This is a genomic window from Pantoea phyllosphaerae (assembly GCF_051025595.1).
Classification (GTDB): Bacteria; Pseudomonadota; Gammaproteobacteria; order Enterobacterales; family Enterobacteriaceae; genus Pantoea.
In genome coordinates, this window is sequence record NZ_JBPFDE010000003.1 from 132311 (window position 1) to 143738 (window position 11428).

Annotated in this window: 13 protein-coding genes and 1 tRNA gene; 12 read left to right on the forward strand and 2 right to left on the reverse strand. The window is 56.2% G+C overall.

Going from position 1 to position 11428, the window contains the following annotated elements; all coding sequences use genetic code 11:
* Positions 1-68 precede the first annotated feature (68 nt).
* The 6 genes from ACR6A7_RS06040 to ACR6A7_RS06065 all read left to right on the forward strand — a co-directional run bounded on the left by ACR6A7_RS06040 (position 69) and on the right by ACR6A7_RS06065 (position 5168).
* On the forward strand, positions 69-1016 hold the full coding sequence (locus ACR6A7_RS06040) for an aldo/keto reductase (protein ID WP_434123938.1): 948 nt from the start codon (positions 69-71) through the stop codon (positions 1014-1016).
* A gap of 81 nt (positions 1017-1097) precedes the next feature.
* Entirely contained in the window at positions 1098-2132 is a 1035-nt protein-coding gene (locus ACR6A7_RS06045; RefSeq protein WP_434123939.1) for an amidohydrolase family protein, read from the forward strand.
* Positions 2133-2282: 150 nt separating this feature from the next.
* The gene (locus tag ACR6A7_RS06050; RefSeq protein ID WP_434123940.1) at positions 2283-2840 is read left to right on the forward strand and encodes an NAD(P)H-dependent oxidoreductase; all 558 of its coding nucleotides are present in this window, start codon (positions 2283-2285) and stop codon (positions 2838-2840) included.
* A gap of 18 nt (positions 2841-2858) precedes the next feature.
* Positions 2859-3878: an aldo/keto reductase gene (locus ACR6A7_RS06055; protein ID WP_434123941.1), complete on the forward strand. Its 1020-nt coding sequence runs from the start codon at positions 2859-2861 to the stop codon at positions 3876-3878.
* 38 nt (positions 3879-3916) lie between these two features.
* Positions 3917-4294 (forward strand): DUF1330 domain-containing protein, encoded by a 378-nt coding sequence (locus ACR6A7_RS06060; protein WP_434123942.1) that lies wholly within the window; start codon positions 3917-3919, stop codon positions 4292-4294.
* Positions 4295-4457: 163 nt separating this feature from the next.
* Positions 4458-5168, forward strand: a complete 711-nt coding sequence (locus ACR6A7_RS06065) for a putative quinol monooxygenase (protein WP_434124129.1) — start codon at positions 4458-4460, stop codon at positions 5166-5168.
* A 219-nt stretch (positions 5169-5387) separates the two neighbouring features.
* Here the strand turns inward: ACR6A7_RS06065 and ACR6A7_RS06070 are convergent.
* A tRNA-Arg gene (locus tag ACR6A7_RS06070) sits at positions 5388-5464 on the reverse strand.
* Between the two features lie 181 nt (positions 5465-5645).
* On the opposite strand from ACR6A7_RS06070, the gene folD reads away from it, so the two are divergent.
* Both folD and ybcJ read left to right on the forward strand, forming a co-directional pair.
* On the forward strand, positions 5646-6512 hold the full coding sequence (gene folD / locus ACR6A7_RS06075) for a bifunctional methylenetetrahydrofolate dehydrogenase/methenyltetrahydrofolate cyclohydrolase FolD (RefSeq protein ID WP_048781500.1): 867 nt from the start codon (positions 5646-5648) through the stop codon (positions 6510-6512).
* Positions 6512-6724, forward strand: coding sequence for a ribosome-associated protein YbcJ (ybcJ, locus tag ACR6A7_RS06080; RefSeq protein ID WP_048781499.1), 213 nt, complete (start codon positions 6512-6514; stop codon positions 6722-6724). Before folD ends, ybcJ begins: the two co-directional genes overlap by 1 nt.
* A 182-nt stretch (positions 6725-6906) precedes the next feature.
* On the opposite strand, the gene cysS is transcribed toward ybcJ, so the two are convergent.
* Positions 6907-8292: a cysteine--tRNA ligase gene (gene cysS / locus ACR6A7_RS06085; protein WP_434123944.1), complete on the reverse strand. Its 1386-nt coding sequence runs from the start codon at positions 8290-8292 to the stop codon at positions 6907-6909.
* 217 nt (positions 8293-8509) lie between these two features.
* Between cysS and ppiB the strand changes: the two genes are divergently transcribed.
* The 4 genes from ppiB (at position 8510) to purK (ending at position 11422) form a co-directional block, all read left to right on the forward strand.
* On the forward strand, positions 8510-9004 hold the full coding sequence (gene ppiB, locus ACR6A7_RS06090) for a peptidylprolyl isomerase B (protein ID WP_033752889.1): 495 nt from the start codon (positions 8510-8512) through the stop codon (positions 9002-9004).
* Positions 9004-9720 carry a UDP-2,3-diacylglucosamine diphosphatase gene (locus ACR6A7_RS06095; RefSeq protein ID WP_434123945.1) on the forward strand — a complete coding sequence of 239 codons (717 nt, stop codon included), beginning with the start codon at positions 9004-9006 and terminating at the stop codon, positions 9718-9720. The genes ppiB and ACR6A7_RS06095 overlap by 1 nt, the downstream gene beginning before the upstream one ends.
* A 131-nt stretch (positions 9721-9851) precedes the next feature.
* Positions 9852-10361: a 5-(carboxyamino)imidazole ribonucleotide mutase gene (gene purE, locus ACR6A7_RS06100; RefSeq protein WP_434123946.1), complete on the forward strand. Its 510-nt coding sequence runs from the start codon at positions 9852-9854 to the stop codon at positions 10359-10361.
* Positions 10358-11422: a 5-(carboxyamino)imidazole ribonucleotide synthase gene (gene purK / locus ACR6A7_RS06105; RefSeq protein ID WP_434123947.1), complete on the forward strand. Its 1065-nt coding sequence runs from the start codon at positions 10358-10360 to the stop codon at positions 11420-11422. The genes purE and purK overlap by 4 nt, the downstream gene beginning before the upstream one ends.
* Positions 11423-11428 lie beyond the last annotated feature (6 nt).

Genomic DNA, 11428 nt, shown 5'->3' on the forward strand with positions numbered 1-11428 from the left:
TCACTTTTAATCACCTTCTCTGGCCGGTTTGAGACAGCAACATGCCGGCCATTTTTCAGGAGCTGTATATGAATAATCTTCCTCCCGTCGCGCTGGGCACCTGGTCCTGGGGGACAGGCTTTGCCGGTGGCGACACGGTCTTCGGTAATCATCTTTCTGAAACTCAGATGGCAGAGGTGTTCACCACGGCCATGAGTAAAGGGCTTAATCTCTGGGATACCGCAGCAGTCTATGGCATGGGGAGTTCCGAAACTGCCCTTGGAGCATTAGTCCGTCAGTTCTCTCGCGAGGACATGATTTTATCCACAAAATTCACGCCGCAGATTGCGGACGAACAGTCAGCGCAGCCGGTCAGCGATATGCTTGAGGCCAGCCTCGGACGCCTGGGCGTGGAAGCGATTGATATCTACTGGATCCATAATCCCCTCGACGTCGAGAAATGGACGCCTGAACTGATCCCACTCTTACAAAGCGGTAAGGTAAAACGCGTCGGTGTGTCCAACCACAATCTGGCACAAATCAGACGCGCCAACGAGATCCTTAACGCCTCCGGTTATTCCATCAGGGCAGTACAGAATCATTACAGCCTGCTTTATCGCGCTTCTGAAGAGGCCGGAATCCTTGATTATTGCCGACAAAATGACATCACGTTCTTTGCTTACATGGTCCTTGAGCAAGGCGCGCTCAGTGGTCGTTATGATTCAGATCATCCCATGCCTGCCGGGAGTGGCCGGGCCGAAAGTTACAACGCCGTGCTGCCGCAGATAGAGAGATTAACTGCCGCCATGAATAAAATGGGAGCTGAGAGAAATGCCAGCGTTGCACAGATAGCCATCGCATGGGCTATTGCCAAAGGGACCCTTCCACTCATCGGTGCGACTAAAGTCCATCACGTTCTGGATGCCGCCAGTGCTTCAGACATTCGGTTAAGCAACGAAGAAATTATTCTGTTAGAACAACTCGCCACAGAGACCAGGGTAGATACACGAGGCGCCTGGGAAAAACCGATGGTGTAAACCTTATCCGGGACAGGCTGTTATGAATAACAGCCTGTCCCGGATGAAACCTTTTTACCGCTTTATATCAATGGTGGGAATATGAACATCATTTGCCTTGAAGAACATTATCTCGACAGCGAGTTAGGGCAAGCGTGTATGCCTGTTGTGCTTGAGCAGGCGCCTTTCCTTGACGACTGGGGGAAAACCGTTGCTGATGGTCATAATCCGGACCGAAGCCGACCGCAGATAGAAAAGAATGCCCTGATAAACCAGAAAGGCGTTGATTTGGGAAGTCGTCGTATCAGAGATATGGATGAGGCTGGAATTACCATGCAGATCCTCTCTGTGGGCGGATTCCCCCAGTTGGCACCCGAGAATGAAGCGGCAACATTGAATACGGCAGCAAACGATCGCCTTGCCGTGGCGATAAAAAACCGCCCGGATCGCTTCGCGGCATTTGCCACACTTCCATGGGCACAGCCGAAAGAGGCTGAAAAAGAGCTTGTCCGCACAGTTGAAGCACTGGGGTTTAAAGGAGCACTGCTGAATGGCAGACCCTCTTCGTGCTTTCTCGATCATCCTGACTATGACTCCCTGCTTTCCCGCTTTAATAAACTGAATGTGCCACTCTATCTTCATCCCGGATTACCGTTTAAAAGCGTGACTCAGGCCTACTTCACGGGCTTCAGCGCAGAGGTCAACGCCAGGCTCTCTATGTTTGGCTGGGGCTGGCATCACGAAGCCGGGATCCATTTGTTACGGCTGATGTTATCGGGCGCATTTGATAAATATCCCCACCTGCAGGTAATCAGTGGCCACTGGGGAGAGATGTTACCCTTCTGGCTCCAGCGTCTTGATGACAGCCTTTCACTGGCTGCAACGGGCCTGTCACGCACGCTAACCAGAACCTTCCAGGAACACGTTTACGTTACCCCGTCAGGTATGCTGACGCTGCCGCACTTCAAGTTTATCTACGCATTGATGGGTGCTGAAAGGATCCTGTTCTCCGTTGATTATCCCTATCAGACCCTGGACGGTGTAAAAACCTTTATCGACAGTCTGCCCGTCAACAAGGCTGAAAAAGAGGCCATCGCATTTCGCAATGCCGCGCGTTTACTTGGCATTACGGTTTAGTTCACCGGTTCATGATGACTGAGCACAGCGAGTTCGTCCGACAATTATTAGTTTTTGTCTAAAAGTGAATGAGCCTTTAATACTCTAAAAAACACAATAGCGTCATTCTATACTGGGTTAAATATTCAATCATCTATTTAACTCATTGAAATGAAGAGAATCCTTATTGTTTCGGGTCATCCAGAGCTTGCTCATTCCGTCGCCAACGCCACTATTCTTGATGAGGTGGCGACCGCCCTTCCCGATGTTGAAATTCGTCGTCTGGACTGGCTCTATCCGGACGGTAAATTCAACATCGCCGCAGAGCAGGAAAGCCTCCTCAGGGCCGATGTGATTGTCTGGCAGTTCCCTTTTTCCTGGTATGGACTGCCAGGATTGATGAAACAGTGGCTGGACGAGGTCTTTGTTCACGGCTTTGCGCATGGCTCAATGGCGAAACTGAGCGGTAAAAAGCTGATCCTCTCCTTCACAACGGGAGCGCCACATGAGCTCTATACCGCTGACGGTTTCTTTGGCCACGCCATTGAGGAGTACCTCATTCCGTTCAAGACCACGGCAAAGCTGTGCAATCTTGAGCTGCTGTCACCGGTTTATACCTGTGGTATTAGCTACGCCAATCGGGATGCCGAGAAAATCACCGAGCAAAAAAGGCTTGCCCGGGCGCACGCTTTAAGGCTTGTCGATCTGCTCAATACCTTTCGTAAATAATTCTGATGGAGAATAACGATGCAGTATACCCGGCTCGGTAAAAGCGACTTACTGGTCTCTCGCATCTGCATGGGATGCATGGGGTTTGGCGATCCGTTAACAGGCCAGCATCGCTGGACGCTGGATGAAACAGCAAGCCGCGACATCATTCGCTACGGCCTTGAAAAGGGTATCAACTTTTACGATACCGCCATCGCCTATCAGAACGGCTCCAGCGAGCGGTACGTTGGTCGGGCGTTACGGGAGATGGCAAAACGCGATGACATCGTGCTGGCCACCAAGTTTCTGCCGCGAACCGCCGCGCAAATTGCCGAAGGTATCAGCGGAAAAGAGGCGATAGCCCGCTCGCTTGACCAGAGCCTGCAGAATCTGGGGATGGACTATATCGACCTCTACATCTACCACATCTGGGACTACAACACGCCTGTTATCGACGTGCTTGAAGCGCTGCACGCCGCCGTGACCGCTGGCAAGGTGCGCGCTATTGGTATTTCAAACTGCTATGCCTGGCAGCTGGCGAAGGCGAACGCCCTTGCCGAACGCGAAGGGCTGACGTCCTTTGTTTCCGTACAGAGCCACTACAACCTGATTATGCGTGAAGATGAACGAGAGCTCTTCGGTCTCTGCGCTGAAGATAATATCGCAATGACACCCTATAGCGCGCTGGCCAGCGGCCGTCTCTCGCGAAAAGAAGGCCACACACGGCGGGCCTCCGAGGATGATTACGCCCGAGGCAAATATGACAGCACGGCAGAACAGGATCGTATCATTATCGAGCGCGTCGCCGAGCTTGCTGAACAGCATCAGGTATCCATGACGGAAATTTCACTTGCCTGGCTGCTGACAAAAGTGACGTCTCCTGTCGTAGGGGCCACAAAAAAAGACCATGTCGATGGCGCGGTAAACGCAGTGAATCTTCAGCTGAGCCCGGAAGAAATCCGGTTTCTGGAAGAAACCTATCAGCCGCACATTCTGACGGGGATCATGGCGCAAAACACGCCGCAAACGAAAGACGTCAAGCAGGTCTGGACGCGGTAGCCCTTACTCACTTTCATAAAATGCAGTCAGGAGGAAGGATGTTTTTTAAATCAGCGGTAGTCTTTCTGTTCGCGCTATTCGGGCTCGCTTCAGCCCTGGCGGCAACACCTGCTTATTACATCGCAGAGTTTCAGGCGACCGATCGTGAAGCTATAAAACCGTACAGCGCTCAGGTTGAGTCTACCTTCAGGCCCTTTGGGGGACGCTTCATCGTCAGAGGAGGTGAACCCGATGTTAAAGAAGGATTTGGAGCACAGGGTCGCCTGGTTATTATTCAGTTTGACAGTCTCAAAAATGCCCAGGACTGGTATAACTCGGCAGCATACCAGAAGATCATCCCCATCCGACACCGTGCCGGTAATTCACGGACCTATATTGTCGAAGGCTTGCCAGAGCTGTCTCCTTCACCACAATAACGCTTTATATCATTAACAGAAAAAGGATGTTTGGTAATGTGGTTACGACAGCGCAAGCAAAGAGCAGCGGATTTTTTGTTTACATTCCCCTCCTTTAAACATCAACTGTTCGAATGTATTAAACAGTAATTTCATCAAAAGGATTATCGTGAAAAAGAGTCTTATGCTTTTAATTTGCATGCTGATAAGTACCCCTGTCTTAGCAAAAAGAAACGACACATATGACAGGCCAGTAATGAATATTGTTCAGATTGGCGTAAAGCCCGCTCGGGACAGGGATTTCGATGACGTGGCCAGACAAACTATTTCCGCTTCGGTTGATCATGAAGAAGGAGCGCTGGCGATGTATGCTCTGAAACGCCGCGACAATCCACGTCAGGCATTTATGGTCGAACTCTATGAAAGCGAGAGAGCTTACCGCAAACATCTGAATGCTGACCCGTACAAGGCATTCGCTGCTCGTGCACCTGACATTATTGATCGGAAAAAGAAAATCGCTCTGGAACCACAATTTCTGGGAGATAAAAAAATCATACCGAATGAAGGGACTATCAATAATCTTGTGGTCGTTGATGTAAAATCTGAATTTCAGACCGAATTTAAAAACATCGTCCTTCCTGAAATGGCGGAGTCGCTCAAGGTAGAGAAAGGCGTATTAGCCATGTACGCCGCAACAGATATAAATATTCCAAACCGCTGGTACTTCTACGAGGTTTACGCCAGTGAAGAAAGTTATCAACTGCACCGACAAACGCCGCACTTCAGAAAGTATCTCAGTCAAACGGCGCATATGAGCGCCAGTAAGGAAGCTATCCCTGTCAAACCGGTATTTCTCCGTAACAGAGGTGGAATCAAACAGGGTGCGTACCATTGACCAGTTAGAAATATCATGAAAAGCGTAATTACAGCAGCAGCCATATCGCTTGTTATTTATTATTTCTGATTTTGCTGATGCTGAGGAAACAAGAGAGTTGTGCCCTCAAAATGATGTCGATTCAGCAGATAAGGCTGTATCTCAGCAGACACTGTTTAGCTAACCTTCTAGTTTTTAAACTGTTTTGCAGACTTCAGGAGAGGCTAATAGAAGAGAAAATGGCACGCCCTACAGGATTCGAACCTGTGACCTACGGCTTAGAAGGCCGGTGCTCTATCCAGCTGAGCTAAGGGCGCACGGGGATGGCGAGGATTATACGGCGAGACCTCAACGAGTCAACGGTTTTGGCCGCTGCCGCAATGCATATGACGAAGAATCAGACAACCGGCGGCGATTCAGAACCTGACAGCGCGTCGCGCTTCTGACAGAATAGGCGCCTTTCCCCGATTCAACACAACACAGTGGATTTCCTCTCTGATGGCAGCAAAAATTATTGACGGTAAAACGATTGCGCAGCAGGTGCGCCTTGAGGTTGCGGAAAAAGTAAAGCAGCGCCTGGCGGCCGGTAAACGCGCGCCGGGTCTTGCAGTCGTGCTGGTGGGCGAAAACCCCGCTTCGCAAATCTATGTCGGCAGCAAACGCCGCGCCTGCGAAGAGGTCGGCTTTGTGTCGCGCTCTTATGATCTGCCGGCGACCACCAGCGAAGCCGATCTGCTGCAGCTGATTGACGATCTCAATGACGATCGGGAGATTGACGGCATTCTGGTGCAGCTGCCGCTGCCGGCCGGCATCGACAACGTCAAAGTGCTGGAACGCATTACCCCCGATAAAGACGTCGACGGCTTTCATCCCTACAACGTCGGCCGTCTCTGCCAGCGCGCGCCGACGCTGCGTCCCTGCACGCCGCGCGGCATTGTGACGCTGCTGGAGCGCTACAATATCGACACCTACGGCCTGAACGCCGTAGTGGTCGGCGCTTCCAATATCGTGGGCCGTCCGATGAGCATGGAGCTGCTGCTGGCGGGCTGCACCACCACCGTCACCCACCGCTTCACCAAAGATTTGCGTCACCACGTCGAGCATGCCGATCTGCTGGTAGTCGCCGTTGGTAAACCAGGTTTTATTCCGGGCGACTGGATTAAGCCGGGCGCGGTGGTGATCGATGTCGGCATCAACCGGCTGGAGAGCGGCAAAGTGGTCGGCGACGTCGATTTCGACGCGGCCTCGGCGCGCGCCTCATACATCACGCCGGTGCCGGGCGGCGTAGGGCCAATGACCGTCGCCACGCTGATCGAAAACACGCTGCACGCGTGCGAAACTTATCACGATAAAGAGGAGGCATAATGGCGACTTTTAGCCTGGGTAAACACCCACACGTCGACCTGTGCGACCTGCTGAAGCTGGAAGGCTGGGTAGAGAGCGGCGCGCAGGCCAAAATCGTGATCGCCGACGGCGAAGTGACCGTTGACGGCGCGGTGGAAACCCGCAAACGCTGCAAAATCGTGGCCGGGCAGACCGTCGCGTTCGCCGGGCAGCGCATCACCGTTACCGCCTGACGGCGGCGACAGACGGACGTCTGGCATAAAGGCCAGGCGTCCTGCCTCGCCCTACTCCTCTGCAATACGCCTCTCGCCCTGTTACTTTCTGAACCTCGCGCTGCCGCAAAAGCCGTTCCTGGCCGCAGGCACAGGCTATCCGCTAAAGCATAAAAAAGGGCGCCTGAGCGCCCTTTCCGGTATTACTTACGACGCCAGGTCGAACCCTGCGGCCCATCCTCCACAATCACGCCCAGCTCGTTCAGCTTGTCGCGCGCGATATCGGCCTGCGCCCAGTTTTTCTCTCTGCGCGCGTCGGCGCGGGCCTGCACCCAGTGCTCGATCTCGGCGACGTCGTCGGCATTGGCCTGCGCGCCGCTCTGCAGAAAGAGTTCGGGATCCTGTTGCAGAATACCCAGCACGTTGGCGATCTCGCGCAGCTTCGCCGCCAGCGCACTGGCCGCGTCGTTGTTTTCCCCTTTCAGACGATTGACTTCGCGCGCCATATCGAACAGCACCGAGTAGGCTTCCGGCGTGTTGAAGTCGTCGTCCATCGCCGCGCGGAAGCGCGCGTCAAACGCTTCGCCGCCCGCCGGCGCGGCGTTGCGATCGGTGTGGCGCAGCGCGGTATAGAGGCGCTCCAGCGCCGCGCGCGCCTGGTTGAGGTTCTCTTCGCCGTAGTTAAGCTGGCTGCGGTAGTGGCCCGACATCAGGAAGTAGCGCACCGTTTCGGCGTCGTAGTGCTGCAGCACGTCGCGCACGGTGAAAAAGTTGCCGAGCGATTTCGACATCTTCTCGCGATCCACCATCACCATGCCGGAGTGCATCCAGTAGTTAACGTAGGGACCGTCATGGGCGCAGGTCGACTGGGCGATCTCGTTTTCATGGTGCGGAAACATCAGGTCCGAGCCGCCGCCGTGAATGTCGAAGTGCGCGCCGAGCTGCTTGCAGTTCATCGCCGAGCACTCGATATGCCAGCCGGGACGGCCGTTGCCCCAGGGCGAAGGCCAGGCGGGCTCATCCGCTTTCGACATTTTCCACAGTACGAAATCCATCGGGTTGCGCTTCACGTCGGCCACTTCCACGCGTGCGCCCGCCTGCAGTTGCTCCAGGTCCTGACGCGACAGCGCGCCGTAATCGGCATCGCTCGGCACGTCGAACATCACGTCGCCGTTGTCGGCGACATAGGCGTGGCCTCGTTCAATCAGACGCTCCACCAGCTCAATAATCTCGGCGATGTGGCGCGTGGCGCGCGGCTCCTGATCCGGCGGCAGAATGCCGAGCGCGGCGAAATCCTTGTGCATCTCGCCAATCATGCGGTTGGTGAGGGTTTCAATGCTTTCGCCGTTTTCATTGGCGCGGCGAATAATCTTATCGTCGATATCGGTAATGTTGCGCACGTAGTTCAGACGATAGCCGCTGTAGCGCAGGTAGCGAGCCACCACGTCGAACGCCACGAAGGTGCGCCCATGGCCGATATGACAGAGGTCGTACACCGTGATACCGCACACGTACATGCCGATTTCGCCAGCATGGATAGGTTTGAATTCCTCTTTCTGTCGACTCAGGGTGTTATAAATCTTTAGCATTGAACAGTTCCGTTTAGACGAGTGCGGTAAACACTTTTATCAGGTTATTCAGTTATTGTGCCGTATTTTTCGCGCTTGCGCGACGGCAGCGTGCTGAGAGCGCCCCGGGCGTGCTGACGCGTCATTGGAATTTATGATATAAGAGGCGTCGACAAAAATGGCCAGCGCGCTTTGCGGCGGCCAGACCGCTGACGACAATCTTTACAGGACGAGAATGATGGTTACTTTCCAGACCAACCACGGCGACATCGTAATTAAAACCTTCGACGATAAAGCCCCCGCTACCGTGCAAAACTTCCTCGAATACTGCCGTGAAGGTTTTTACGACAACACCATTTTCCACCGTGTTATCAACGGCTTTATGATCCAGGGCGGCGGTTTTGAGCCGGGCATGAAGCAGAAAGAGACCAAAGCTGAAATTCGCAACGAAGCGAACAACGGCCTGAAAAACACCCGCGGCACTCTGGCGATGGCGCGTACTTCCGCTCCGCACTCCGCTACCGCGCAGTTCTTTATCAACGTCGCCGACAACGACTTCCTGAACTTCCGTGACGAGAGCCTGCAGGGCTGGGGTTATTGCGTGTTCGCAGAAGTGGTGGAAGGCATGGACGTGGTCGACAAAATCAAAGCGGTTTCGACCGGCCGCAGCGGCATGCACCAGGACGTACCGAAAGATGACGTCGTCATCCAGAAAGTGACCGTCAGCGAGTAATGTCGCGCACCCTGTTTATTGCAGATTTGCATCTGTGTCAGGAAGAACCGGCGATCACCGCCGGTTTTCTGCGTTTTCTGGCGCGTGAAGCGCCGCGCTGCGACGCGCTCTATATCCTGGGCGATCTGTTTGAAGCCTGGATCGGCGATGACGATCCCAACCCGCTGCACCAGCAGGTCGCCGACGCGCTGCGCGCGCTGCCGGTACCCGTCTACTTTATTCACGGCAACCGCGATTTCCTGCTGGGCCAGGCCTACGCCCGCGCCAGCGACATGACGCTGCTGCCGGAAGAGCAGGTGCTGACCTGCTACGGCCATCGCGTGCTGATCCTGCACGGCGATACGCTCTGCACCGACGACGCGGGCTATCAGCGTTTTCGCGCCAAAGTGCATCAGCGCTGGCTGCAACGCCTTTTTCTTGCCCTGCCGCTGTTTATTCGCCAGCGCATCGCCGCCCGCATGCGCGACGGCAGCAAACAGGCGAACCAGCATAAGTCGCTCGCCATTATGGACGTCAACGCCAACGCGGTGGAGGCAGCGATGGTGCGCCAGCAGACGCGCCTGATGATCCACGGCCACACCCATCGTCCCGCGATCCACCGCTTCAGCTTGCAGGGAGAGCCTGCCGAGCGCGCCGTGTTAGGCGCGTGGCACGAACGCGGCTCGATGATCCAGCTGGATGCCAGCGGCATCAGCCTTATCGAATTCGACTGGTAAAACGGCGCTCAACGTGCCGGTAAAGCAGCGACGCAACCGTTTTCCTTGCGCCCTTCTCATGCTATTCTCTGTGCCCTTCTTTACCTGACCGACCGGCCAGGTTCGTTTGTTTATTCACAGGAGTTGACCGCATGTCATCCAACGCCGCCCCGGCCCGCATTGCTATTGTAATGGGCTCCAGAAGTGACTGGTCCACTATGCAGTTCGCTGCGGAAATCCTCACCAGCCTGGATGTGCCCTTCCACGTTGAAGTGGTCTCCGCGCACCGCACGCCGGACAAGCTGTTCAGTTTCGCCGAAACCGCCGCCGACAGCGGCTATCAGGTGATTATTGCGGGCGCGGGCGGCGCGGCGCATCTGCCGGGCATGCTGGCGGCGAAAACCCTGGTGCCGGTGCTGGGCGTGCCGGTGCAGAGCGCGGCGCTGAGCGGCGTCGACAGCCTCTACTCTATCGTGCAGATGCCGCGCGGCATTCCGGTCGGCACCCTGGCGATCGGCAAAGCGGGCGCGGCCAACGCCGCCCTGCTGGCGGCACAAATTCTGGCGATCCACGACGCGGCGCTGGCCGCGCGCCTTGGCGACTGGCGCCAGGCGCAGACCGACGAGGTGCTGAGCAATCCGGATCCGCGGGAGGACGCATGAAGCCGGTTTGCGTACTGGGCAACGGCCAGCTGGGCCGTATGCTGCGCCAGGCGGGCGAGCCGCTGGGCATCGCCGTCTACCCGGTCGGCCTCGATGCCGAACCGGACGCGCTGCCGATTGCGCAGAGCGTGATCACCGCCGAAATCGAGCGCTGGCCGGAGACCGCGCTGACGCGCGAGCTGGCGGTGCATCCCGCCTTTGTGAACCGCGATATTTTTCCGCTTCTGGCGGATCGCCTGACGCAGAAGCAGCTGCTCGATCGGCTGCATCTCGCCACTGCGCCCTGGCAGCTGCTGGCCGACAAAAGCGAATGGCCGCAGGTGTTCGCCTCGCTGGGCGAGCTGGCGATCGTCAAGCGCCGCACCGGCGGCTATGACGGCCGCGGCCAGTGGCGGCTGCGTGCGGATGAAACCGACGCGCTGCCGGACGAGTGCTACGGCGAGTGCATCGTCGAACAGGGCATCAATTTTTCCGGCGAGGTGTCGCTGGTGGGCGCGCGCGGACAGGATGGCCGCACCGTATTCTACCCGCTGACCCACAACCTGCATCAGGAGGGCATTTTGCGCACCAGCGTCGCCTTCCCACAGGCGGACGCCGCGCAGCAGGCGCAGGCGGAAACGATGCTCGGCGCCATTATGCAGGAGCTGAACTACGTCGGCGTGATGGCGATGGAGTGCTTCGTGACGCCGGAGGGGCTGCTGATTAACGAACTGGCGCCGCGCGTGCACAACAGCGGGCACTGGACGCAGAACGGCGCCTCTGTCAGCCAGTTCGAACTGCATCTGCGCGCCGTGCTGGGCCTGCCGCTGCCGCAGCCGGTGGTGTTCGCGCCGTCGGTGATGGTCAATCTGATCGGCACCGCGCTGAACAGCGACTGGCTGCAGCAGCCGCTGGTACATCTGCACTGGTATGACAAAGAGGTGCGCCCAGGGCGCAAGGTCGGGCATCTCAACCTGACCGACAGCGACAGCGCGCGGCTGACCGCGGCGCTGGCAGCGCTGGTGCCGATGCTGCCGCCGGAGTACGCCAGCGGCATCGCCTGGGCCGCAGCGAAGTTCTGATTAGCC